Source organism: Paralysiella testudinis, from assembly GCF_016894345.1.
In the GTDB taxonomy this organism is placed as follows: domain Bacteria; phylum Pseudomonadota; class Gammaproteobacteria; order Burkholderiales; family Neisseriaceae; genus Paralysiella; species Paralysiella testudinis.
Window position 1 is genome coordinate 2633621 of record NZ_CP069798.1, and the last position, 24778, is coordinate 2658398.

The window sequence follows — 24778 nt, forward strand, 5'->3', positions numbered from 1 at the left end:
CCTGTCTGCCTGTTTCGGTATAGAATCGCCATTAAATACCCTGTAGCAGCTACAGGGTCAAGCGCAAAGGAAATTGCATGAAAATCGGCGAACTGGCCAAACAAACCGGCTGCCCGGTGGAAACCATCCGCTACTACGAACACGAAGGCTTGCTGCCTCCGGCCGGGCGCAATCCGGCCAACAACTACCGCGAATACGGCGCCGCGCATCTGGAGCGGCTGGTGTTTATCCGCCGCTGCCGCACGCTGGAAATGACGCGCCAGGAAATCCGCGAGCTGCTGCACGCCCGCGCCGCGCCCAACGACAGCTGCACCAGCATCAACAGCCTGATTGATGAACACATCACCCATGTGCAAACGCGCGTGGCCGAGCTCAAAGCGCTGGAGCAGCAATTGATCCAACTGCGCCGCCAATGCCAAGCCGCCCACACCAACCGCGATTGCGGCATCTTACGCAGCTTGGATAACAGCGTTGCCGATGGCTCAACTGCACCTGCCCAACACCACAGCGGGCTGGCAAAACCATTGGCTTGAGCGTATGTAAGCATGCACCATGCGCACCGGATTTTAAATACCAAGGCTGCCTGAAACCGTAAAATCCCGTCCCCACCGAATGGGATTGGGCTATCCATTTTGAGCTGCCGCTGAATGGTGCGCATGGCGCACCCTATATTGGTCTTCACGTTATTGAAAATAAAGCATTCATCAATCAAAGGAAACCTTCATGTCGCAAAACCCGTTTTTTTCCATCTGGCGCTATCGCCGCCGTTTGCTGCTGGGCTTGCTCGCCGGTATGTCGGCGTGGTTGGTATTGCAAGTGCTGTCTTTGCCGCTGGCGGCGGTGACGCGGGCGATTATCGCGTTTGATATCGGCGTGGCGATGTATTTGGGCTTGGTGTTTGCGCTGATGCATGCCGCCGACAAGCAAACTTTGCTGGCGCGGGCGCATTTGGAAGACGAGGGCGGGCGCACGATTTTGCTGCTCACGGCGGGCGCGGCGGCGATGTCGCTGCTGGCGATTGCGCTGGAGCTGGGCATCAGCCAGCAAGCGCACGGCATGGCGCGCGCCGCGCATGTGTTGCTCACGGTGGTAACGATTTTTTTGTCGTGGCTGTTTACGCACGTGATGTTTGCGCTGCACTATGCGCGCATGTATTACCGCGATGTGATAAACGGGCAGGCGCCGTGTTTGCTGTTTCCGGAAAGCAAGCCGCAGCCGGATTATTGGGATTTTGTTTACTTCGCCTGCATTATCGGCACTTCGGGGCAAACCGCCGATGTGAGCTTGGCTTCTTCTGCCGTGCGGCGCGTGGGTTTGCTGCATTGCGTGTTGGCGTTTTTTTACAATGTGGCGGTGCTCTCGCTGCTGGTCAATATTGCATCGGGGTTGATTGGCGGCTAGCGGCACACCTAAAAAAACCGCTGCGGCTTGGCATGTAAACGCCAGCCGCAGCGGGTGAATGAACAGTGATTCTTGGTATTGCTGATAAAGCGTTGAGGTGATTTTAACTGCACCCACTCAGGGATGCACCACACCAGCCAGTGCTGCACGCATGGCGGCAATTTGGGCGGCGTAGTCGGCATGGCCGAAAATGGCGGAGCCAGCCACAAAGGTATCGGCTCCGGCAGCGGCCACGGCAGCAATATTGTCGGCTTTAATGCCGCCGTCCACTTCCAGCAAAATGCGCTGGCCGCTTTCGCCGTAGTACATATCCAGCAACGAGCGCACTTGGCTTATTTTCACCAGCGTTTGCTCGATAAAACTTTGGCCGCCAAAACCGGGGTTTACCGACATCAGCAGCACTACGTCAAGCTTGTCCAACACATGCTCAAGCACATACACCGGCGTGGCCGGATTCAGCACCAAGCCTGCGCGGCAACCGGCGTCTTTAATCAGGCTGAGGCTGCGGTCGATATGGCGGGTGGCTTCGGGGTGAAAGGTGATGATGTCGGCACCGGCGCGGGCGAATGCTTCAATCATGGCGTCCACCGGCTCCACCATCAAGTGCACATCCATGGGCACGGTGGCATAAGGCTTGAGCGCTTGGCACACCATGGAGCCGAAAGTAAGGTTCGGCACGTAATGGTTGTCCATTACATCAAAGTGAATCCAGTCGGCACCAGCGGCAATCACCGCCGACACTTCCTCGCCCAAACGGGCAAAATCGGCCGACAAAATACTGGGGGCAATACGGTAATCGGTCATAAAGCATCAATACATCAATAAGGGTTTTCAGGCTGCCTGAAAGCACAGGCAGGGCTTAATTTACGCAAGTTTACGGCCATTATACGTGCTTCACACCGTCTGTTGTATACTCGCGCCATAACAATAACCATGGGTAGGATGGGCGTGTTTCATTCACTGTATTTTCAACGCTGGGTTTGCTGCTTAGGTTTGGGCTTGGTTGGCGCCATTCCCGCCGCTTATGCCGACGACCGACAACCCAATTGCGATATGCGTCAATTGGATTTGACGCCGATTCAAAAAGCCAAGCTGCGCTTTATCCGCATGGAACACAAAAATGCCACCGACAATACCCTGAGTAATGCTGGCTATGTGCAAAATGCACGCATGAACCAAATCGCACATATTTTGACCAAACCCGAATTCGACGACAACCAAGCCAGACGCTATGTACTGGAAAAATACACCCCGCGCATGCAGATGGAAGTGGACGAGCTCAAAGTGCAGCACGCATTTTTGCAAGTGCTCAATCCGCAGCAACGCCAAGACTGGCTGCGCAACTGCCTACGCTAATCACCGCCAGCCCCACTTAAAAAGCCGCATCATGATGCGGCTTTTTTATGGCCGCAGCTGCTATACTGCGATACGGATAAAGTCATGCCGCCACCTTGTTTCAGGCAGCCTGAAACAAGGTGGCGGCATGACTCCTTCAATCCATCTTTAATTGAATTGCTTTTACTGCCCCACCCATGATGCTTTTGCAAACCCCACCATTTGCCCCCAAAACCTTGGCTGCCCTGCAACAGCTCGGCATTGCCAACCAAGCTGCTTTGCGCCAAACGGGGGCGGACAAGGCTTTTTTGTTGTTGAAAGCCGCTGGGCTCACCATTACCGAATCGGTGTTGTGGCAATTGGTGGCCGTGGCCGAAAACCGTGCGCCGGGTAGCTTAGATACCGGGGAAAAACAATATTGGCGCCACCGCATCAAGCAACATCCGCCGGTGGCCGTGTTCGACCCGCCAGCGCAAATGCAATACTGGATGCGCCAAGCACTGGCTGAAGCGGAACAGGCTCTGGCCAACAATGAAGTGCCGGTGGGCGCCGTGGTGGTGCACCAAGACCAGATTATCGGCCGCGGTTTTAACCGCTGCGTGGCCGACCACAATATCAGCCGCCATGCCGAAATTTGCGCCCTATCCGCCGCCAGCCAAGCATTGAGTAATTACCGGCTGGATGATTGCGATTTGTATGTTACGCTGGAGCCGTGCAGCATGTGTACCGGCGCCATTATGCAGGCGCGCATCCGCCGCCTGATTTTTGCCGCGCCCGAACCCAAAAGCGGCGCCGCCGGCAGCGTGGTCAACCTGTTTGCCGACAAACGCTTAAATCCGCACACAGCGGTATTGGGTGGCGTATTGGCCGACGAAGCACGCTCGCTGCTACAACGCTTTTTTCAACACCGCCGCACCAGCGCCCAGAGTGATTTAACTTAAAATACCGATATTGTATTGCAATATAAATTTATTGGCGTTGGCATTTAAACACCAGCCGACACACCTGCCAAGCAATAGCCACAGCACCGATAATAAACACCACGTCGCCAATGGTGCGCACCCAGCGCAAGGTTTGCAGGAAATCTTGCTGCATAAAGCCTTCGCTGCGGGCATACCACAAGCCTTGGCTGATGCTGGCGTGTGCTTGGAAAATACCAATCGGCAGCAAGCTGGTGACAATCATCAATACCAAGCCGATGTTGAGTGCCCAAAAGCCGGTTTTCATCAGCTTGTCGTCAAACAGCGCATCCGGGCGCAGGTAGCGCATAATCAGCAGCACAAAACCGATGGCCAAGAATCCATACACCCCAAACAAGGCCGCGTGGGCGTGTACTGCCGTGGTGTTCAAACCTTGGATGTAGTACAAGGAAATCGGCGGGTTAATCATAAAGCCAAACACACCGGCACCGAGCATATTCCAGAATGCCACTGCCACAAAGCAATACAGCGGCCATTTCAGTTTTTGCATCCAATCGGTGCGGTATTGCAAGCGCCAGTGTTCCCATGCTTCATAGCCCAGCACAATCAGCGGCACCACTTCCAATGCACTGAATGAGGCGCCCACGGCCATAATCGGCGTGGTGGTGCCGGAAAAATACAGGTGGTGGAAAGTGCCGGGCACGCCGCCCACCATAAACAGGGAGGCAGAAGCCAAGGCAGCGGCCGTGCCCAAGCGTTTGCTCACCAAGCCCAAGCTCACAAAGATAAACGCCAGTGCCGCGGTGGCAAACACTTCAAAGAAGCCTTCCACCCACAAATGCACCACCCACCAGCGCCAGTATTCCATCACCGACAGATTAGTACGTTCGCCATAGAACAGGCCGGAGCCGTAGAACAGGCCAACCGCCATCACGGAAGCCACAAACAGCGCCAACAGGTTTTTGTCGCCCGGCTGTTTGAATGCGCCCACAGTGCCGCGCAACATCAAGCCCAACCAGAACAAAATACCCACCCATTTCAAAATCTGCCAGAAGCGACCCAGGTCGATAAATTCATAACCTTGGTGGCCGAACCAGAAGTTCAAGTGTGCCGGCAATTGGTGCGCCAGAGCAAAGTAGTTGCCCGTAAACGAACCCACCACCACAATCACCAACGCCCAAAACAGCAGGTCTACACCCAGCTTTTGGCCTTTGGGGTCTTTGCCGCCATTGATGATGGGCGCCAAAAACAAGCCGGCGGCCAAAAAGGCGGTGGCAATCCAAAACAAGGCGGTTTGAATATGCCAGGTGCGCACTAAAGCGTAGGGGAAGTATTGCGATACGTCAAAACCGTAAAACTGCTGCCCTTCCACGGTGTAATGCGCGGTAAAGCCGCCCAAAAACACCTGTGCCACAAACAAGGCCACCACCAAAAACGCATATTTGGCCAAGCCTTTTTGCGATGACGTGAGCGCCAATTGGCTGATGGGGTCTTGTTGCGGCGCTTTGGCTTCGGCTTCGTCTTCTTTGCGCAAAAAAGCCCAGCCCCACACCAAAAAGCCGATACCGGCAATCAAAAACACCACGCTGGCCACCGACCACATAATGTTTTCGGTGGTGGGGTGGTTGTTGACCAAAGGCTCGTGCGGCCAGTTATTAGTATAAGTAGCTTCGCTGCCCGGGCGCTCGGTACTGGCGGCCCATGCGGTCCAGAAAAAGAAGTTGGTCAAGCGTTCGCGCGCGGTGGCATCGGGCAAGGTGTTGTCTTTCATGGCAAAGCTCTCGCGCGATTTTTTCAGCGCCGGATCATTGCCATACAAAGCCTGATAATACTGCCCGGTTTGCGCAATCGCCGCTGCACGTGCGTTTGACAGCACCACAGTTTCCTGCTCGTTTTGCTGATTGCCGCGATATTCTTTGGCCAGCTGCGCCTTTAATACCGTTTGTTGAGTGTCGTCCAGCGCGGCAAACGGCTGCCCGAATTGCTGCTGTGCGCTGATGTCAAGCCATGCCTCGGCTTCACGGTGCAGCCAATCGGCCGTCCAGTCGGGCGCTTGATACGCGCCATGGCCCCAAATAGAGCCCAGCTGCATACCGCCGGTGCTTTGCCAAGCCGATTGCCCTTGCAGAATGTCTTCCCGCGTTAACACCACTTTGCCGTCGGTGGTAACGTATTGCTCTGGGATTGGCGGTGCCTGCTTATACACCTCATTGCCGAAATAGCCGAGGATGGCAAATGTTACCGCCAGCACGGCCATCAACAAATACCAAAGTTTTTTGTATTGTCCCATGGTTTGCTCCCTAATATGGATTTACATTCATATATAATGAATGTTAAGAATTGTATCAGCACAAAAACACCACAGCAATACCCATATTAAAAAACAAAACAATTAATTGATATTTATATAAAATAAAACAACAATTAGGCTGCATGAAAATAATATTAATATAAAAGATATATTTTAAATAAATATTTTGACTTAAATCAAAGAAAAATCCAGCCAAAAGCCGACAATGTAAAAAAACGTTATCCAGCCCGATAAAAAGAAAGAAGGAACGCCATGAACCGCCAAACCCTCGCCTTATTGATTGCTGCTGCTTTCAGCCTTGCCGCCTGCGGCGGTGCCGATGATGCTGCAAAAACCGCTTCTGCACCGGCTGCCAGCGCCGCGGCTACCCAAACGGGTGAGCTGCCAGTAATTGATGCCGTGCTCACCCAAGCACCAAATGTGCCGCCGCCGATTGAGCGCGATTACGCCGCCAAAGTGGTGGTGAAAATGGAAACGGTAGAAAAAGTGATGCGCATGGCCGATGGCGTGGATTATATGTATTGGACTTTTGGCGGCGATGTGCCCGGCCAGTTTATCCGCGTACGTGAGGGCGATGAAATCGAATTCCACCTCTCCAACCACCCCGATTCCAAAATGCCGCACAACATCGACCTACACGCGGTAACCGGCCCCGGCGGCGGTGCGGCAGCCTCGTTTACCGCGCCCGGCCACACCTCTACTTTCAGCTTCAAAGCGCTAAACCCCGGCCTATATGTTTACCACTGCGCCACCGCACCGGTGGGCATGCACATTGCCAACGGCATGTACGGCCTGATTTTGGTGGAGCCAAAAGGTGGCTTGCCCAAAGTGGACAAAGAATACTATGTGATGCAGGGCGATTTTTACACCAAAGGCGCGTATGGCGAAGCAGGCTTACAGCCGTTTGATATGGAAAAAGCAGTGAAAGAGCAGCCCGATTATGTGGTGTTCAACGGCCATGTCGGTTCCATGAGCGGTGACAAAGCATTGCAGGCCAAAGTGGGCGAAACCGTACGCCTGTTTGTGGGCAACGGCGGCCCCAATCTGGTGTCTTCATTCCACGTGATTGGCGAAATTTTCGACACCGTATACCAAGAAGCCGGCACCGCGGCCACCCACAATATTCAAACCACGCTGGTGCCGGCCGGCGGCGCGGCGATTACCGAATTTAAAGCCGATGTACCGGGCGAACTGGTGATGGTAGACCATTCCATCTTCCGTGCCTTTAACAAAGGTGCCTTGGGCATTATTCATGTGGAAGGCCCAGAAAACAAAACCATCTTCTCCGGCAAACAAAAAGATTCGGTCTACCTGCCCGAAGGATCCGCCACCCAAAGCATCGGCAAAGGTGAAACCGCACCGCAAGTGCAAGCCGCCAACAAAGAAGAGCGCATCAAATTGGGTAAAGGCATTTACGAAGCCAACTGCCTAGCCTGCCACCAAGCCAACGGCCAAGGTGTGCCCAAAGCCTTCCCGCCCTTGGCCAAATCAGACTACTTTAATGCCGATTACAACCGCGGCATCCAAGCCGTACTCAAAGGCTTGAGCGGCAAAATCACTGTAAACGGCGAAGTGTACGACAGCGTAATGCCCGCCACCGCGCTGAACGATGAACAAGTGGCCAATGTATTAACCTATGTGGCCAATAATTGGGGCAATAAAGGCGGCGAAATCACCCCGGCTCAGGTAGCCAAACAGCGCAGCGCTAAATAAACAATCACGGCGTAGAACTGCGTAGATACGGTTAGTGCAGCATAACCGTATCTACGCACTCTATTTTAAATGGATACACCAAGCGCAATATCCACAACAAGGCTGCCTAAAGGTTGATTGCAACGCCAAAACCTTTCAGGCAGCCTTTATCACTGGACACACTGATGAAATCGCCCATCTCCCTCACCCGCAACACACCCCTGTATTGCACACTGGCCGCCGCCATCTTGTTATTGCCCGCCCCGGCCAGCGCCGCCAACAACATGGCCGCCATTCGCGGCGGCAGCTTCCGCCCGCTGTATCTGGCCGCCGATGCGCCTTTATCCAAAGTAGACAACTTTCTGCTGGACAAAAAACCAGTTACCAACGCCCAGTTTGCCGCCTTTGTGCGCCAACAGCCGCAATGGCAGCGTGGCCGCGTGCAAGCCGTGTTTGCCGAAAAACAATATCTGTACCACTGGGTAAAACAAGGCAACGGCTATGCCCCGCGCCGTGAAGACGCCAACAAACCGGTAACCTATATTTCTTGGTTTGCCGCCCATGCCTATTGCCAAGCACAAGGCAAAAAACTGCCCGACACCTTGCAATGGGAATACGCCGCCCGCGCCTCCAGTACCCGTGCCGACGGCAGCCAAGAAGCCGGCTACCGCCAAAAAATCCTCAACTGGTATGGCAAAGCCAGCCACAGCCCGATGCAAAACGTCGGCCAAGACCGCGCCAACTACTGGGGCGTGCACAATCTGCACGGCCTGATTTGGGAATGGACCGAAGACTTTAACAACGCCAGCATGCTCGGCGGTGACTCCCGCAATGCCAAAGCCGCAGAAGGCATGTTTTGCGGCGCCGGCGGCGGCACCGCCGACCCGGGCGACTACGCCGCCTTTATGCGCTACGGCTTCCGCTCCAGCCTGCAAGCCAAATTCACCTTAAATAGCTTGGGGTTTCGTTGCGCTAAATAAGGATTTTGCTGATATTGATTGGTATAAACACAGGCTGCCTGAAAACGGATTAGCACGTTTTCAGGCAGCCTTTTATTTTGCTTAATGCTTCAAAAGCATTTCATTCAACGCGGAGCATAGCGCCCGGCCATGGCTTGGTAAATCAGGTTTTCGCGTTGCAGCACGGTGTAGCGTTGGTTGAGCAGCGATTGTGCCGATGATAATTCGGTGTTCATGGCAGCCAGCCAGTCGCTCAAGGACTCCACGCCTTGTTGGTAGCGCACGCGGTGGTAGCGGCTGCTTTTTTGATCGTAAACATAGCGCTGCTCGGCGCTGGCCAAGGTTTCGCGGCTGATTTGGTATTGGCGGTAGTGGCCGTCCACCTCATTCAGCACGCTGGTGAGCGTTTTTTCAAAATCCAGCTTGGCCGCGGCAAATGAAGCTTCGGCTTGTTTATTTTGCCAGCGCAAGGTTTGCCAATCCAGAAACGGTAAGTTCAGGCTCACCACACCCATGCCCACCGGCACACTAAATACCCGTTGCGCATCATTGGCAGAAGCACTCACCGCTGCGCCCAGGCTGATGCTCGGATACCAGCTGCGTTGCGCCACTTGTTGGCTAGACCAAGCTTTGTGCAAACGGTATTCGGCGGCCTGCAAATCGGGGCGGTTGGCCAACACTTGCAAGGGCACATTCAAATCCACTTGGGTGGCGGGCAATGCCGCCAGGCGAATAGGATTGATGGCCAAGCTGTCGCCAGGGCGCAGATTAAGCAGATTGCGCAGGCTTTGCTCCAGCTGGTTGCGGCTTTGCTGCAAGCTCAGCAGGCTTTCTTGCGCACCCAGCAGCGATTGCTGCGCATTGGCCGGATTGATGCTGGCCACTTTGCCGTGGCGGTATTGGCTGTCGGCAATGCGGGCGATTTCGCGGTATTGGTCTATGCTTTGGCGGGTAAGCTGCATCGCTTCGTCTAAATACGCCAGCTGGAAATAGCCGTCCACCACGCTATTGATTAAGGCCAAACGGGCGGTGGCCAAGTCTTGCGCACTGGCTTGGTATTCCCAAGCCGCCACATTGGCGCTGGCACGCACTTTTTGCCACAAATCCAGCTCGTAGCTCACACCCAAGCTGATGCTGCTCTCAAATTGGTTGCTGGCGGAGCCACCCTCTTTCAGGTTTTTGCTCACCGTGCGCGCGGCAGTGCCTTTGCTGTTGTTGGTGGGGAACAAGGCATCGGCCGCTTGGCCGGCGCTATAGCGTGCCTGCTCCACGGTGATGGCGGTTTTTTTCAAGTCCACATTATTGGCCAACGCGGTGTCCACCAGCCGGTTGAGCTGCTCATCCTGATAAATACGCCACCAAGCAGTGTCGACTTGGTATTGCGCCGCCACTTGCTGCGGCGTGAGCATGTGTGCGGATGCCAGCTGTTGCTCGGCATAGGGCGTGGTGCTGCTGGCACAAGCGGCCAGCAGCAATGCAGCGGCCACGCTGGCGGCCATATTTGTGCTTTTGCGCACCAAGGTATTTTGCATGGTTTCGTATTCCTGCGGTTTCAACAGATTAAGGCTGCCTGAAAGAATGGGCGGCACACGGGCGGGCATCAAGCCCGCCCCTATCATTCAAATTTCGTAACGCCTACAAGCGCCATGCCTAGCCAATATAATCTGCATCTTAATGCAGTTTCAGGCAGCCTGAGCTTGATAACGGCCTACTCGCGCGACAGCGCATCAATCGGGTTTAATTTAGACGCATTTTTGGCGGGCATAAAGCCAAACACCATGCCGATAATGGTGGAACACAGCACCGCCAACACAATCGAGGCGGTGGAAAACGACATGGCAAAATCGGTGGCCACGGTGTTGAACAACACGCTGATGCCCACCGAAAACAACACCCCCAGCAAGCCACCAATCAGGCAAATCAGCACCGCTTCAATCAAAAACTGCTGCAGGATATTGCTCTGCCGCGCGCCAATGGCCATGCGGATGCCGATTTCACGCGTTCGCTCAGTCACCGACACCAACATGATGTTCATTACCCCAATGCCACCCACCACCAGCGAAATCAGCGCAATCGACGAAATCAGCAAGGTCATGGTGTTGGTGGTGCTTTCGATGGTTTGCTTGATGCTGTCGCTGTTGCTGGTGAAAAAATCCTGGGTGCCGTGGCGCGCCACCAGCAAATCGGTGATGCTTTTTTCTGCCGTTTGCGAATTCACGCCGTCTTGCACTTTTACGGTGATGGCACGGATGTGTTTATCGCCGGTGATTTTGTGCATCACTGTGGTGTAGGGTGCATAGAGCTGCAAGGAATCGCTGCCGCCGGAAAACGGGCTGTCATCTTTTTGGGTGATACCGATTACGGTGAGCGGGCGCTTATTAAACAACAGCACTTGCCCCAAAGGTTGGCTATTGCGGCCAAACAGCTTGTCTTTAGTGTTTTGGTCGATCACCACCACTTGGTTGTTTTGATGCACATCATCGGCATCAAAAAAACGCCCTTCGGCCAGCTTGATGCCGCGCACATCGAAATACTGCTCGCCCGCGCCGTAAAGCTGGGCGGTCAAATCGGTGTTGCGGTAGGTAATGGTGCCGCTGGTGGAGGTGCTGGGGGTAACGCTGGCCACATATTGCTGCTGCGCTAAGGTATTGGCGTCAGCCACGCTCAAGGTGCGGATGCGCCCGGCGCGGCGGTCGCCAAAGCCGCTGCCCGGATAAATACTGATGGTGTTGGTGCCCATGGCGCTGATGTCTTGCAGGATTTTCTGCTGCGAGCCGCGTCCCAACGCCACCACCGACACCACCGAAGCAATGCCGATGATGATGCCCAACATGGTGAGCAAGGAGCGCATTTTGTGCGCCAATATCGCCTGCACCGACATGCGGAACGACTCGGCAAACTGGTCTTTAAAAAACGCCCACGAGTTGTTTTCAGGCAGGCTGGCCACTTGGCTTGGGGCAATATCGGCGTTTTTGCTGCTGTCGTTGATGATTTCGCCGTCGCGGATTTCAATCACACGGTTGGCGTTGGCGGCAATGCCCGGGTCGTGCGTTACCATAATGATGGTGTGGCCTTGGCGGTGCAAATCGTGCAGGATTTCCATCACGTTTTCGCCGCTGTGGGTGTCGAGCGCGCCGGTGGGTTCGTCGGCCAAAATGATTTCGCCGCCGTTCATCAAGGCGCGCGCAATGCTCACTCGCTGCTGCTGTCCGCCGGAAAGCTCGCTGGGCTTGTTGTTTTCCTTGCCTTGCAAGCCTAAATCGGCCAAGAGCTGATTGGCGCGGCGGTGGCGCGCACTTTGTGCCATGCCCGCATACACCGAAGGCAAGGCCACATTGTCGCGCGCATTCAGCGAGCCGAGCAGATTGTAGCGCTGGAAAATAAAGCCGAAACGCTTGCGCCGCAAGGCCGCCAGTGCGTCGTTGTCCATGGCGGCGGTTTCTTCGCCGTCGATGCGGTAAGAGCCGCTGCTGGGCGTATCCAAGCAGCCCAGAATATTCATCAGCGTAGACTTGCCCGAGCCGGATTGGCCGATAATGGCCACAAAGTCGCCCTTGGTGATGCTCAGATTGATGTCTTTGAGCACCTGCACCCGGCTTTCGCCCGCGCCAAAATGGCGGTTGATGCCATTCATTTCAATTAAATTCATGGCTTACATTCTCGGGCCGCGCATTTGCATATTGCCCTGCTCGGCCGCTTCAGCCGCCGTCATCGCGGCGGTAACCACCTGTTCGCCCTCTTTCAGGCCGGACACCACTTCGGTGCGGATGCCGTCACTTAGGCCGGTTTGGATTTCCACTTCGCGCACCACATCGTTTTCGCCCAATACACGCACGGTTTTTTTGCCGTCGCGGCGTTGAATGGCCTGATTGGCCACGGTGAGCACATTATTGGCTGCCTGAATAATAATGCTGTTTTGCGTGGTCATACCGATGTGCAGCTTGCCGTCTTCATTGGGCACCAGCGCACGGGCGTAGTAATAAATCGCCGAGCTGGTGGTGTCGGTGCTGGTGGTATAAGTGCCTTGCGACATAGTAGTTAGCCCCGGATCCAAGGCGGTTAACGTGGCTTTGCGGATATTGTCCGGCTCCGACAAAGTGGTAAAGGTGAGCGGCAAGCCTGCTTTCACTTTAGTCACATCGCCTTCGGCAATCTGCATTTTGTTGAGCATGGTGCTTAAATTGGCGATTTGCACGATTTTGGGCGCACTTTGCACCGCATTCACGGTTTGGCCCTCTTCCACCGGCGTGGATACCACCGTGCCGTCTATCGGCGCCACAATGCGGGTGTAGCCCAAATCGGCTTCGGCGGTGTTGATGGCAATCTGGGTTTGGCGGATAGACGACTTCAGCTCGGTAACGCTGGCTTTGGCACCGGCCAGCGCATCTTCGGCGCTTTCCAGCGATTGCTTGGAAGTGGCGTCTTCTTTCCACAGCGCCTGTTCGCGCGCATATTGGCGCTCGGCGGTGCGCAGCTTGATTTGCGCCGAAGCCAGCTGCGCTTGATAAGTATCCAGCCGGGCGCGGTTGGTATTGAGGTTGTTGGTTTGGGTGGTGGCATCGATGTCGGCAATCATGTCACCCTTTTTCACTTCCTGCCCCAGCTTGACATACAGTTTTTTGATTTGCCCAGACGCCTGCGCGCCCACATCCACCATTTGTGCGGCGGAAACCTCGCCGGTGGCGTTTACGGTTTGCTCGATATTGCTGCGTTTCACCGTGTCGGTGAGGTAATTCACCTTCTCGGCCGGCTTGAAAACCCACCACAACCCTGCCGCTACCCCCAGCACCAACAGCAGCCACAAACTTCTTTTTTGCCATTTTTTCATTGGAAAACCGGTTCCTTAAACCGCCCGCCAGCGCGGGATTCAAATGCAAACAGGTGCTATTCTAAAGTGCTTCTTAATATATTGACAATTGGCAACCATTCTCATTTAAAATCCAATGCTTTGTTTCAAAAAGAATTTAACATTAAAATTGGGGCAATTTAACCCAAAATTACCCACGTAATCCGTATTGGACCTAAAATTTGGCGCCAAAGCAGCCGCAATTGCTTTTGACTTCATCGCCGTGGGCGATTATGCTTGCCCGTGAACACAGATTTATGATTAACCGGAAGGTTTCAGGCAGCCCTTAACGCACAAAAGGCTGCCTGAAACCTTCCTTGCGGAAAGCCCCAATACCATGACCCGACAACCCGCTGTTTTAAGCGCCACCGGCCTGTTTACCCCGCCTTACAGCATCAGCAACGACGAACTGGTGGCGGCGTTTAACCAATATGTCCACCAATACAACCAAACCCATGCCGCCGAAATCGCTGCCGGCAGCCTCGAAGCCTTGGCTGAATCCAGCAGCGAATTTATCGTTAAAGCCTCCGGCATCCACAGCCGTTTTGTGATGAACAAAGACGGCATCGTCAACCCCGATATCATGCGCCCGCAATTTGCCAAACGCAGCGACGAAACCCTGTCTTTGCAGGCTGAAATGGGCGTGGCCGCCGCACAGCAAGCACTCGATACCGCCGGTGTGGAAGCCCGCGCCATCGACATGGTGTTGGTGGCCAATTCCAATATGCAGCGCGCCTACCCGGCCATGGCAGTAGAAATTCAGGCAGCCTTGGGTTGCAGCGGCTTTGCCTACGACATGAACGTGGCCTGCTCCTCCGCCACCTTTGCCCTACAAGCCGCCGCCGATGCCATTGCCAACGGCTCGGCCAGCCGCGTGCTGATTATCAATGCCGAAATCTGCTCGGCGCACCTGAATTTTCGCGAGCGCGACAGCCACTTTATCTTTGGCGACGCCGCCACCGCCATGTTGGTACAACGCGCCGATTTGGCCGGCAGCGGCCAAGGCTTTAATATCTTAGGCACACGGCTGTGGACGCAATTTTCCAACAACATCCGCAACAACTTCGGCTTTCTCAACCGCTGCGAAACCCACAACGACCCCTTGGCCGCCGACAAGCTGTTTGTGCAAAACGGCCGCAAAGTATTCAAAGAAGTGTGCCCCGCCGTGGGCAACCACATCATTGAGCACTTGCAGCAGCACCAAATCGAAGCGCAAAACGTCAAACGCTTCTGGCTGCACCAAGCCAACCGCACCATGAACGAATTAATCAGCCGCCGCGTGTTGGGGCGCGACGCCAGTGCCGAAGAAGCGCCGATTATTCTGGACCGCTATGCCAACACCAGCTCCGCCGGTTCTATCATCGCCCTGCATCTGCACCAAGACGGCTTGGCCGCAGGCGATTTGGGCGTGGTATCCAGCTTTGGTGCCGGCTATTCGATTGGCTCGGTGATTCTGGAAAAACGCTGATGATTAAGCCCCGCCGCATCCGCCGCGCCGTTTATGCCGGCAGCTTCGACCCGCCCACCAACGGCCATTTGTGGATGATACGCGAAGCCCAAGCCTTGTTTGACGAGCTGGTGGTGGCCATCGGTGTAAACCCGGAAAAAAAATCCACCTACAGCACCGAAGAGCGCAAAACCATGTTGCGCGACATCACCCGCAATTTTCCCAATGTAAAAATTGCCGCCTTTGAAAACCAGTTTTTGGTCAACTACGCCAAAGGCATCGGCGCCGACTACATTGTACGCGGCATCCGCACCGGCTCAGACTACGAATACGAGCGCAGCATGCGCTACATCAACCACGACCTACAGCCCAGCATCGCCACCGTGCTGCTGATGCCGCCGCGCGAATACGCCGAGGTATCTTCCACCATGGTGAAGGGCATGGTCGGCCCCAAAGACTGGCAAGAAGTCATCAAGCGCTACGTGCCCACCCCGGTATACGAAAAAATCATGCAAGACCATATCTATTCCGGGCGCTAAGCGCCAGCTCACAAGGCTGCCTGAAAAGCAAAAACAGCCGCAAACCTAAACGGTTGCGGCTGTTTTAATGACCACCGAGGTGCCAACAAACTCGGTTTGATACAAATTGTACCGTCCTGCAGCTCATCGCTTGGTCTTGATTTAAATTTAATCCACTATAGTCTATAGTCTATGCCCAAAAATGCATTTATCATAAAATCCATAATCAAATCAAATTCTTGCCCAAGCGCTTAGCATCCCAAAAAACAGCTCCTAACTTAGTCAAACCAAGCTTACAATAATGCAATATTATGTTTGTGTTATGTATTTTTTGCTTTGCACCAACAAAGCCCAACTGCTAATATTACCCCGTTTTATACAAAACAATACAACCACTTACAATACCGGGGGAAAGCATCATGCACAGCATTAAAAACGGATTCTGGATTGGCGCACTCAGCTTGCTTTTGGCTGCCTGCGGCAACCAGACACCACAGCAAACCGCCGCCGCCAGCCAACCCGCCTCCGCTATGGCCATAAGCCAAGATATGCCCACCTATCTTGTCGCTACCGAAGCCAGCTACGCACCCTTTGAGTTTCGCGATGAAAACGGCTTGGTGATTGGCTACGATATCGATATTCTGACCGCCATCGGCAAAAACCAAGGCTTTAAAGTGCAGTTTATTAACCAACAATGGGACGGTATTTTCAATACCGTAAACAACGGCAGCCGCGACATCATTGCCGCCGGCTTGGGCATCAACGACAAAAGAAAAGAAATTGTTGATATGTCTGAGCCGTACGGAAAATCGCCCAATATCGTGCTTTACACCGATGAAAAACTGAATCTGAAATCAGTTAGCGATTTGAAACCATTAAAAATCGCCACCCAGAGCGATACACGGGCTGTAGAACAATTAAAAGCAGCCGGAATCACTGACATCACCACCACCAAAACACTTTATCTGGCCTTAAAAGCGCTGCTCAACAATCAAGTGCAGGCCGTTGCCGGTGATGGCGCCGTATTGCTGTACTCTCTGCGACCCTTATCGGATGTCAAGTATTACACCATGAATCTGGAGCATGCAGAAGACAATAAAGGCTTGGGTTTCGCCGTCAAAAAAGGCAATACCGAGTTGCTGACCAAAATTAATACCGGCTTGGCCAATATCAAGGCAGATGGCACCTACAAACAAATTAATGAAAAATGGTTTGGTCAAGTATTGGAATAATCGGATTGTTTAAAAAATACCCATATCCGCCATGGCGGATATGGGTATTTTTATCGTACCGGCAAAACCGCCCTACCACAGTCATTGCCTCAAACACCCATCCACACACCCGCTTTCAAGTGCATGCGTATACTTGACTAATTTAGTCGGATATTAGACAATCACCCTATTCCGCCATCCATCCAAACCCGAAAGCCGCCCGCAATGCGTTTAACCACCAAAGGCCGTTTTGCCGTGACCGCCATGCTGGATTTGGCCATGCATGCGCAAGAATGCGCCGTGAGCTTAAACGCCATTAGCGAGCGCCAGCATATTTCTTTATCGTATTTAGAACAATTATTTGGCAAACTGCGCCGTGCCGGCTTGGTAGAAAGTGTGCGCGGCCCCGGTGGCGGCTATGTATTGCGCCAAAGTGCCGCTGAAATCAACATCGCCCAAATTATTGCGGCCGCCGAAGACACCTTAGACGCCACCCAATGCGGCGGCGCGGCCAACTGCCAAGACGGCAGCCCCTGCCTCACCCACGATTTGTGGGAAAACCTGAATAAAACCATCGACAATTATTTGCGCAGCATCACCTTAAACTGTGTGCTGGCCAAACACCGGCAAAGCGGCGGCGGCACCCACACCATCACGCTTACCCATATTCATTAGTCACCCATAAAAACAAACCCAACAGAGAACACGCCATGAGCATCCAAACCCCGATTTATCTTGATTATGCCGCCACCACCCCGGTTGATCCGCGCGTGGCCGACAAAATGATTCCCTACCTCACCCAAACCTTCGGCAACCCGGCCTCCAACAGCCACAGCTTCGGCTGGGTGGCCGAAGAAGCGGTGGAAAACGCCCGCAACGAAATCGCCGCCCTAATTGGCGCCGACAGTAAAGAAATCGTGTTTACCTCTGGCGCCACCGAATCAAATAATCTGGCCATCAAGGGCGCAGCACATTTTTATGCTGCCAAAGGCAAACACCTGATTACCCTCAAAACCGAACACAAAGCGGTGCTGGACACCATGCGCGAGCTGGAACGCGAAGGCTTTGAAGTCACTTATTTGGGTGTGCAAGAAAACGGCTTGGTGGACTTGGCCGAGCTGAAAGCCGCCATCCGCCCCGACACCACCTTGGTCAGCACCATGTGGGTGAACAACGAAATCGGCGTGATTCAGGATATCGAAGCCATCGGCCAAATTTGCAAAGAACACGATGTGCTGCTGCATGTTGATGCGGCGCAAGCCACCGGCAAAGTACACATCAACGTGCATGAGCTCAATATCGGCCTGATGAGCATGTCTGCCCACAAAACCTACGGCCCCAAAGGCATTGGCGCGCTGTATGTGCGCCGCAAACCGCGCGTGCGCTTGGAAGCACAAATGCACGGCGGCGGCCATGAACGTGGCTTTCGCAGCGGCACACTGGCCACCCATCAAATCGTGGGCATGGGCGAAGCCTACCGCTTGGCGCGCTTGGAAATGGATGCCGAAAACGAGCGCATTCTGGCACTGCGCAACCGCTTTTTAGACGCCATCAAAGACATCGAAGAAGTTTATATCAACGGCGATTTGCAACAACGCGTGCCGCAAAATCTGAATGTCAGCTTCAATTTTGTTGAAGGCGAAAGTCTGATTATGGCGGTAAAAGAGCTGGCGGTATCCAGCGGCTCGGCCTGTACTTCGGCCAGCTTGGAGCCTTCTTACGTATTGCGCGCACTGGGCCGCAACGACGAATTGGCACACAGCTCCTTGCGCATCACTTTCGGCCGTTTTACCACCGAAGCAGAAGTGGATTTTGCCGCCGAACTGATTAAATCCAAAATCGGCAAGCTGCGCGAATTGTCGCCGCTGTGGGAAATGCACTTAGACGGCGTGGATTTAAGCACCGTGGAATGGGCGGCGCATTAAACCGTTTTCAGGCAGCGTTAAGATAGATTGATTTTCTTCACGCCGCCTTTCAGGCAGCCTGAGATGGATTGATTTTATTCAGGCAGCCTGAAAAGCCACACCCAAACACACCCATCAACAAACATTAAGATAACGCGGCAGCAGACCGCAAACCCAAGGAGCACCAAATGGCTTACAGCGACAAGGTCATCGACCACTACGAAAACCCCCGCAATGTCGGTTCGTTCGACAAAGGCGATGATTCCGTTGGCACCGGCATGGTGGGCGCACCCGCCTGCGGCGACGTGATGAAACTGCAAATCAAAGTAAATGAACAAGGCGTGATTGAAGACGCCAAATTCAAAACCTACGGCTGCGGCAGCGCTATTGCTTCTTCTTCCCTGATTACCGAATGGGTGAAAGGCAAAAGCCTGGACGAAGCACTGTCGATTAAAAATAGTGAAATTGCCGAAGAATTGGCTCTGCCTCCGGTGAAAATCCACTGCTCCATTTTGGCGGAAGACGCCATCAAAGCCGCCGTGTCCGATTACAAGAAAAAACACGGCAGCGAATAAGGCACAGTACGATATGGCAGGCGGCTGGGCACCGGACGGCGCCGAACAGGCACAAATCGACGCCTCATTGGATGACGCGCTGGCTTTTGTGCGCCAAAACCTACCGCAAGGCGACAGCGCCGAGCATTGCGTCGAATGTGGCGATGCCATTCCCGCAGCACGCCGCCAAGCCTTGCCGGGCGTACAGCTGTGCGTGGGCTGCCAAAACGAAGCAGACCAACGCAACCGTTTTCAGGCAGCCTATAACCGCCGCGGCAGCAAAGACAGCCAGTTAAAGTAATACCAATTCTAAAAATAACCTAACGGCGTTGGCTCGCCTTAGCTCGAAGAGAACGATTTTGTAAGGCGCTAAAGCACCAACAAACTCTGTTCCGTACTAGGTGTACTGTCTGCGGCTCAGCTCAAAGAGAACGATTTACTAGGGTGCTGAAGCACCAAGTAAATCAGTTCCGCCTTGTTATCTTATTTTTTCGAATTGGTATAATACCCGCAGCAACATAAAAGGATTCTTATGATTACCCTTACCGAAAGCGCCGCCAAACACATCGAAAACTTCCTCAGCAAGCGCGGCAAAGGCGAAGGCATCCGTTTGGGCGTTAAAACCAGCGGCTGTTCCGGCATGGCCTATACTTTGGAATTTGTGGACGAAGTGCAAGCAGAAGACATTGTTTTCGAAGGCCATGGCGTCAAGGTATTTGTGGACCCAAAAAGCCATGTCTATTTGGACGGCACCGAGCTGGACTACACCAAAGAAGGTTTGCAGGAAGGCTTTAAATTCCAAAACCCCAATGTCAAAGACGAATGCGGTTGCGGCGAGAGCTTTCACGTTTAATGCTTGGGCTACCTGAAAGAAAATCCATGCCGTTTACCGCCAAACAAACCGCTTCGCTGCTGGCGCAAAAAGGCATCGGCAATACCGTATTACAGCGTTTAGAGCAAATGGGCTTGAATGATGTAGCCGCGCTGGCTGCTGCCGATGTGGATGATATGCTGCAACAAGGCGCGGCTTTAAGCGGCAGCACTTGTTGGAAAAACAGCCCGCAAGCACGTGCGGCGATGACGACAGCGGTGGCGTGGGCTCAGAGCCAGTTGTAAAAAATTGTCGGTACCGTGCTTCAGGCAGCCTAAGATGATTCGATTTTCTTCACATTGCCTTTCAGGCAGCCTGAGATGGATTGATTTTCTTCAGTCTGTCTTTCAGGCAGACTGAAAAGCAAACGAGACGGTATCAAAACCGTCTCGCCCTTTTTTCGCAGCCTGTCTATTATAGCTGCCTTTGCCTTTTTTATTGCGTTCCACCTTGTGGCGGAACAAATTGGATTTCACCAGTGCCTTCAGCGCATTATCGCGAATAGGGCCTTTGTTTAATTGCACATTTTTGGCCATTATGGCCTCCTTTACTGCCAAAGCACTTATTTTAAACCCAATGCCAGCCTGTTACAATCGGCTACCTAAAACGAGGTTTCTGCGCAGCTAAAACGCAGTTTTTGCGCAGCTAAAACGGCCACCCGAAATGACCCACACACCATGAGCCAATATTTCGACTTATTCAACCTGCCCGCCACGTTTGCGCTGGACACCACCACACTGGATGCACGCTACCGCGCCGTGGCCGCTCAGTGCCATCCGGATAAATTTGCCGCCCGCAGCGCGTTTGAGCAAAAGCAGGCCATGATGATGTCTACCACGGTAAACGAAGCCTACCGCACCCTGAAAGACCCGCTCAACCGCGCCGCTTATTTATTGCAAGCGCAAGGCATTGAGGCCGATGCGCCGGAGCACACCCAGTTTGCACCCGCCTTTTTGATGCAGCAGATGGATTGGCGCGAAACCTTGGCCGAAGCCCGTGCGGCCGCAGACGAAGCCGCACTCAACAACCTGGCCGCCGAAATCCATGACGCCCAAACCGCACTTTACCGCCAACTGGATACCGCTTTTGCCAACAATACCCCGGCAGAAGCTGCCGCTTTGGTGCGTGAAGGCCGTTTTTTAAATAAACTGCAGCAAGAAATTCAGGCAGCCTTGCCCTAACCTTTATGGCTTATTGTCTATATATTGCAAAGGAATATCGATGAAACAAGCACGCACAATCACCACCGCCGCAACACCGCATTGGCTGGCCGGCTTGGGTTTAGCCTTATTGCTCACCGCCGCACCGGTTTGGGCGCAAGACTTTAATCAACGCCTGCTCAACGCCCAACAAGCTGCCGCCAGCGGCGCCGGTGCCGCTTATGATGCCTCGCTGAATGCCTATTTACCCGACGCTGTGCATGCCTGCATGCCCAAGGGGGCAGCAAACCCCAGCCACGGTAATTTTGCTTTGGTGGCCGATGTGGCGCCCAACGGCCACATCCACAACATCGATGTGGCGCCGCAAACCTCGCTGGCCCAATGCTTTGCCACCCAATTCGGTAAAAATACCCTGCCCACACCCCCGGCCAACGCCCCGGCACAAGGCTGGCCGATTTTTGCCAAAATCAGCTTCGAATAATCTTTCAGGCAGCCTCAAATAATACCAATTCTAAAATAATAAGATAACAAGACGGAACTGATTTACTTGGTGCTTCAGCACCCTAGTAAATCGTTCTCTTTGAGCTGAGCCGCAGACAGTACACCTAGTACGGAACAGAGTTTGTTGGCGCTTTAGCGCCTTACAAAATCGTTCTCTTCGAGCTAAGGCGAGCCAACGCAGTTAGGTTATTTTTTAGAATTGGTATAAATATAAAGCTGCCACTTCACCACTCAATACAGAAACCACACCATGGCCTTACTGCAAATTGCCGAACCCGGCCTTGCCGCCGCTCCGCACCAACACCGCTTAGCGGTGGGCATAGACTTGGGCACCACCAACAGCCTGGTGGCCAGCGTCAAAAGCGGCCATGCCGTCTGCCTGGCCGATGCCCAAGGGCGCAAAGCACTGCCATCGGTGGTGCGCTACGGCAGCGGCAGCGACATCGAAGTAGGACACGATGCCCTCAAAGCGCAAAAAATCGACCCCGCCAACACCATCAGCTCAGCCAAGCGCCTAATTGGCCGCAGCCTGGCCGACATCCGCCACGATGCGCAAACCCGCTACCTGCCCTACCGCTTTGGTGACAACGAGCGCATCATCGAAATGCACACCCGTAGCGGCGATAAAACCCCAATTGATGTTTCTGCCGACATCTTGCGCACCCTCAAACAACGTGCCGAAGCCAACTTGGGCGGCGAGCTTACCGGCGCCGTGATTACCGTGCCCGCCTATTTCGACGATGCCCAGCGCCAAGCCACCAAAGACGCAGCACGCTTGGCCGGGCTCAATGTTTTGCGCCTGCTCAACGAGCCCACCGCCGCGGCCATTGCCTACGGGCTGGACAACCGCGCCGAAGGCACTTTTGTGGTGTATGACTTGGGCGGCGGCACCTTCGACGTTTCTATTCTGGTCTTAAGCCAAGGGCTGTTTGAAGTGAAAGCCACCAACGGCAACAGCGCCTTGGGCGGCGACGATTTCGACCACCGCCTGTTTTGTTGGCTGTTGGAGCAAAACCAATTATCCCAGCTGCCCGAGCCCGACAGCGCCCTGCTGCTGGCGCTGGCACGCGAAGCCAAAGAAGCCCTCACCACCAATAATAGCGCCACCATTGAAGCCACCCTATCGGATGGCCGCCATATCCGCAGCAACATCAGCCGCGAAACCTTCAATAACCTCACCCAACACCTGGTGCTCAAAACACTGGAGCCGATAAAGCAGGCCATGAAAGACGCCGACATCAAAAAGGCCGACATCAAAGGTGTGATTATGGTGGGCGGTGCCACCCGCATGTTGCATGTGCAGCAAGCGGTGGCCACTTTTTTTGGCCAAACGCCGCTCAACAACCTCAATCCCGACGAAGTAGTGGCTTTGGGCGCGGCCATGCAGGCCAATGTGTTGGCAGGCAACAAAAACGACGATGAATGGCTGCTGCTCGACGTCACCCCCTTATCTTTGGGGCTGGAAACCTACGGCGGGCTGGTGGAAAAAGTGATTCCGCGCAACAACACCCTGCCCACCGCCCGCGCGCAAGAATTCACCACCTTTAAAGACGGCCAAACCGCGATGATGATTCACGTCGTGCAAGGCGAGCGCGAGCTGGTGGCCGATTGCCGCAGCTTGGCGCGCTTTACCTTGCGTGGCATCCCGCCGATGGTGGCCGGTGCGGCCCGCATCCGCGTTACCTTTCAAGTGGATGCCGACGGCTTATTGTCGGTATCCGCCCGCGAACAAACCACCGGCGTGCAAGCGCAGATTGAAGTGAAGCCGTCTTACGGGCTGGACGACACCGCCATCACCCAAATGCTCAAAGACAGCATGCACCACGCCGGCAGCGATGCCGCCGCCCGCGCCCGTGCCGAAGCCGCAGTGGAAGCGCGCAGCCTGATGGAAGCCGTGCAAGCCGCATTGGCACTGGATGCCGACTTGCTGGGCAGCGACGAGCAGCAACACATTCAGGCAGCCTTGGCGCAAACCGAAGCTGCAGTGCAACACAGCGATGCCGACACCATCCGCGCCGCCGTGCACAGCCTAAGCCACGCCACCGACAACTTTGCCGCCCAACGCATGAACCGCAATATCCGCCGTGCCTTACAAGGCAAAACCGTTGATGAATTATCTTGATGTCCTTATGTTTTCAGGCAGCCTCAAACAAAACAAAATCAATGATTTACAAATAAATTAAAAACAAAACCGAAAGTATTGAACACCATGCCAAAAGTCACCATCCTGCCCCACCCCACCCTCTGCCCCAAAGGCAAAGAGCTGGCCAATGTCAAAGTGGGCAAAAGCCTGTGCGATTTGCTACTGGAAAACGACATCGAAATCGAACACGCCTGCGAAAAATCCTGCGCCTGCACCACCTGCCATGTGATTGTGCGCCAAGGCTTTAACAGCCTAGAAGCGGCCGACGACATCGAAGAAGACCTGCTCGACCAAGCTTGGGGGCTGGAAGCCACCTCACGCCTAAGCTGCCAAGCCCAAGTGGGCGAACAAGATTTGGTGGTGGAAATCCCCAAATACACCATCAACCACGCCCGCGAACACCATTGATTTAGGCTGCCTGAAAACCTGAGGAAACCCGCCATGAAATGGACCGACACCCAACGCATCGCCGAAGACTTGGCCGATAACCACAGCGACATCGACCCTAAAACCGTGCGCTTTACCCAATTGCGCGAACTGGTGCTGGCGCTGCCCGATTTTGACGACGACCCCGCACGCTGCGGCGAAAAAATCTTGGAAGCCATTCAGCAAGCGTGGATAGACGAAGCCGATTAGGGTCTGTTCACATTTTAGCCGTGCACTAGGGTCTGTTCACAATTATTTGTCATAAAGGTAACTGTTTAGTCCCTGAATTTTATGGAGTATCATTACCCCAATTAAAAGAGACCGACTTATGGCAAGCATATTGCATGGTAACGCCAAGACTACGCCTAGAATCAGAAAAGAAATACAAGAGTCTGAAGAGAGCATCGCAGCGTTAGCTAAAAATACAATATTAATTTCAAAACCGTTCTCTACTGGAAACACGCAGATTCGGTCGAAGATAAAAAGTCCGGCCCCAAAACCCGCCCCAGCGTGTTGACCGAATCGGAGCAGCAGGCAATCTGTACCGTCCGGCGACATCTGCGGCTGTCATTGGACGAG

At 54.0% G+C, this 24778-nt stretch carries 26 protein-coding genes and 1 pseudogene; 21 read left to right on the plus strand and 6 right to left on the minus strand.

Translation table 11 applies throughout. The features are described 5' to 3' along the window. Positions 1 to 77 precede the first annotated feature (77 nt). The gene (gene cadR, locus JQU52_RS13360; RefSeq protein ID WP_230338958.1) at positions 78 to 533 is read left to right on the plus strand and encodes a Cd(II)/Pb(II)-responsive transcriptional regulator; all 456 of its coding nucleotides are present in this window, start codon (positions 78 to 80) and stop codon (positions 531 to 533) included. Between the two features lie 190 nt (positions 534 to 723). Beyond that, on the plus strand, positions 724 to 1401 hold the full coding sequence (locus tag JQU52_RS13365) for a DUF1345 domain-containing protein (RefSeq protein ID WP_230338959.1): 678 nt from the start codon (positions 724 to 726) through the stop codon (positions 1399 to 1401). A 117-nt stretch (positions 1402 to 1518) separates the two neighbouring features. Here JQU52_RS13365 and rpe read toward each other — a convergent pair whose 3' ends face one another. Next, complete coding sequence (gene rpe / locus JQU52_RS13370) at positions 1519 to 2205, minus strand: ribulose-phosphate 3-epimerase (RefSeq protein ID WP_230338960.1); 687 nt, start codon at positions 2203 to 2205, stop codon at positions 1519 to 1521. Positions 2206 to 2334: 129 nt separating this feature from the next. Here rpe and JQU52_RS13375 point away from each other — a divergent pair, with 129 nt between their 5' ends. Further along, a complete protein-coding gene (locus tag JQU52_RS13375; protein ID WP_230338961.1) occupies positions 2335 to 2757 on the plus strand; it encodes a Spy/CpxP family protein refolding chaperone in 423 nt (140 codons plus the stop codon). Positions 2758 to 2936: 179 nt separating this feature from the next. Further along, complete coding sequence (gene tadA / locus JQU52_RS13380) at positions 2937 to 3677, plus strand: tRNA adenosine(34) deaminase TadA (RefSeq protein ID WP_230340595.1); 741 nt, start codon at positions 2937 to 2939, stop codon at positions 3675 to 3677. Positions 3678 to 3705: 28 nt separating this feature from the next. On the opposite strand, the gene JQU52_RS13385 is transcribed toward tadA, so the two are convergent. Next, positions 3706 to 5946, minus strand: coding sequence for a nitric-oxide reductase large subunit (locus JQU52_RS13385; RefSeq protein ID WP_230338962.1), 2241 nt, complete (start codon positions 5944 to 5946; stop codon positions 3706 to 3708). Positions 5947 to 6219: 273 nt separating this feature from the next. Here JQU52_RS13385 and nirK point away from each other — a divergent pair. The 3 genes and pseudogenes from nirK to JQU52_RS13400 form a co-directional block, all read left to right on the plus strand. Next, positions 6220 to 7350, plus strand: a pseudogene (gene nirK / locus JQU52_RS13390) (copper-containing nitrite reductase); the annotation flags it as partial. Then, positions 7333 to 7680: a c-type cytochrome gene (locus JQU52_RS13395; protein ID WP_230340596.1), complete on the plus strand. Its 348-nt coding sequence runs from the start codon at positions 7333 to 7335 to the stop codon at positions 7678 to 7680. The pseudogene nirK and the gene JQU52_RS13395, both read left to right, overlap by 18 nt. Before the next feature lie 263 nt (positions 7681 to 7943). Beyond that, positions 7944 to 8639, plus strand: coding sequence for a formylglycine-generating enzyme family protein (locus JQU52_RS13400; RefSeq protein ID WP_230340597.1), 696 nt, complete (start codon positions 7944 to 7946; stop codon positions 8637 to 8639). A 104-nt stretch (positions 8640 to 8743) separates the two neighbouring features. Here the strand turns inward: JQU52_RS13400 and JQU52_RS13405 are convergent, their stop codons facing one another. From JQU52_RS13405 to JQU52_RS13415, 3 genes are all read right to left on the minus strand, one after another. Further along, on the minus strand, positions 8744 to 10237 hold the full coding sequence (locus JQU52_RS13405) for an efflux transporter outer membrane subunit (protein WP_230338963.1): 1494 nt from the start codon (positions 10235 to 10237) through the stop codon (positions 8744 to 8746). A gap of 89 nt (positions 10238 to 10326) precedes the next feature. Then, the gene (locus JQU52_RS13410) at positions 10327 to 12267 is read right to left on the minus strand and encodes a MacB family efflux pump subunit (protein WP_230338964.1); all 1941 of its coding nucleotides are present in this window, start codon (positions 12265 to 12267) and stop codon (positions 10327 to 10329) included. 3 nt (positions 12268 to 12270) lie between these two features. Continuing rightward, positions 12271 to 13446: an efflux RND transporter periplasmic adaptor subunit gene (locus tag JQU52_RS13415; RefSeq protein WP_230338965.1), complete on the minus strand. Its 1176-nt coding sequence runs from the start codon at positions 13444 to 13446 to the stop codon at positions 12271 to 12273. 355 nt (positions 13447 to 13801) lie between these two features. Between JQU52_RS13415 and JQU52_RS13420 the strand changes: the two genes are divergently transcribed. From JQU52_RS13420 to JQU52_RS13460, 9 genes are all read left to right on the plus strand, one after another. Beyond that, positions 13802 to 14932 (plus strand): beta-ketoacyl-ACP synthase III, encoded by a 1131-nt coding sequence (locus JQU52_RS13420; protein ID WP_230338966.1) that lies wholly within the window; start codon positions 13802 to 13804, stop codon positions 14930 to 14932. Between the two features lie 2 nt (positions 14933 to 14934). Then, entirely contained in the window at positions 14935 to 15450 is a 516-nt protein-coding gene (gene coaD / locus JQU52_RS13425; protein ID WP_379061393.1) for a pantetheine-phosphate adenylyltransferase, read from the plus strand. Positions 15451 to 15848: 398 nt separating this feature from the next. Beyond that, positions 15849 to 16661, plus strand: a complete 813-nt coding sequence (locus tag JQU52_RS13430) for a transporter substrate-binding domain-containing protein (RefSeq protein WP_230338968.1) — start codon at positions 15849 to 15851, stop codon at positions 16659 to 16661. A 204-nt stretch (positions 16662 to 16865) separates the two neighbouring features. Beyond that, entirely contained in the window at positions 16866 to 17315 is a 450-nt protein-coding gene (gene iscR, locus JQU52_RS13435; RefSeq protein WP_230338969.1) for a Fe-S cluster assembly transcriptional regulator IscR, read from the plus strand. 35 nt (positions 17316 to 17350) lie between these two features. Further along, positions 17351 to 18565, plus strand: a complete 1215-nt coding sequence (locus JQU52_RS13440) for an IscS subfamily cysteine desulfurase (protein ID WP_230338970.1) — start codon at positions 17351 to 17353, stop codon at positions 18563 to 18565. Positions 18566 to 18732: 167 nt separating this feature from the next. Then, positions 18733 to 19119, plus strand: a complete 387-nt coding sequence (gene iscU, locus JQU52_RS13445; RefSeq protein ID WP_230338971.1) for a Fe-S cluster assembly scaffold IscU — start codon at positions 18733 to 18735, stop codon at positions 19117 to 19119. 13 nt (positions 19120 to 19132) lie between these two features. Beyond that, positions 19133 to 19399, plus strand: a complete 267-nt coding sequence (locus tag JQU52_RS13450; protein ID WP_230338972.1) for a DksA/TraR family C4-type zinc finger protein — start codon at positions 19133 to 19135, stop codon at positions 19397 to 19399. Positions 19400 to 19630: 231 nt separating this feature from the next. Then, complete coding sequence (gene iscA / locus JQU52_RS13455; RefSeq protein ID WP_230338973.1) at positions 19631 to 19951, plus strand: iron-sulfur cluster assembly protein IscA; 321 nt, start codon at positions 19631 to 19633, stop codon at positions 19949 to 19951. A 26-nt stretch (positions 19952 to 19977) separates the two neighbouring features. Beyond that, positions 19978 to 20214, plus strand: a complete 237-nt coding sequence (locus tag JQU52_RS13460; RefSeq protein WP_230338974.1) for a recombinase RecA — start codon at positions 19978 to 19980, stop codon at positions 20212 to 20214. Between the two features lie 102 nt (positions 20215 to 20316). On the opposite strand, the gene arfA is transcribed toward JQU52_RS13460, so the two are convergent. After that, the gene (gene arfA / locus JQU52_RS13465; protein WP_230338975.1) at positions 20317 to 20505 is read right to left on the minus strand and encodes an alternative ribosome-rescue factor A; all 189 of its coding nucleotides are present in this window, start codon (positions 20503 to 20505) and stop codon (positions 20317 to 20319) included. A 141-nt stretch (positions 20506 to 20646) separates the two neighbouring features. On the opposite strand from arfA, the gene hscB reads away from it, so the two are divergent. The 5 genes from hscB to iscX all read left to right on the plus strand — a co-directional run bounded on the left by hscB (position 20647) and on the right by iscX (position 24409). Then, positions 20647 to 21150, plus strand: coding sequence for a Fe-S protein assembly co-chaperone HscB (gene hscB / locus JQU52_RS13470; RefSeq protein WP_230338976.1), 504 nt, complete (start codon positions 20647 to 20649; stop codon positions 21148 to 21150). A gap of 40 nt (positions 21151 to 21190) precedes the next feature. Next, positions 21191 to 21610, plus strand: a complete 420-nt coding sequence (locus JQU52_RS13475) for a hypothetical protein (RefSeq protein ID WP_230338977.1) — start codon at positions 21191 to 21193, stop codon at positions 21608 to 21610. A 270-nt stretch (positions 21611 to 21880) separates the two neighbouring features. Further along, positions 21881 to 23752 carry a Fe-S protein assembly chaperone HscA gene (hscA, locus tag JQU52_RS13480; RefSeq protein ID WP_230338978.1) on the plus strand — a complete coding sequence of 624 codons (1872 nt, stop codon included), beginning with the start codon at positions 21881 to 21883 and terminating at the stop codon, positions 23750 to 23752. Between the two features lie 87 nt (positions 23753 to 23839). Then, positions 23840 to 24181: an ISC system 2Fe-2S type ferredoxin gene (fdx, locus tag JQU52_RS13485; RefSeq protein ID WP_230338979.1), complete on the plus strand. Its 342-nt coding sequence runs from the start codon at positions 23840 to 23842 to the stop codon at positions 24179 to 24181. Positions 24182 to 24214: 33 nt separating this feature from the next. Continuing rightward, positions 24215 to 24409 carry a Fe-S cluster assembly protein IscX gene (gene iscX / locus JQU52_RS13490; protein ID WP_230338980.1) on the plus strand — a complete coding sequence of 65 codons (195 nt, stop codon included), beginning with the start codon at positions 24215 to 24217 and terminating at the stop codon, positions 24407 to 24409. Positions 24410 to 24778 lie beyond the last annotated feature (369 nt).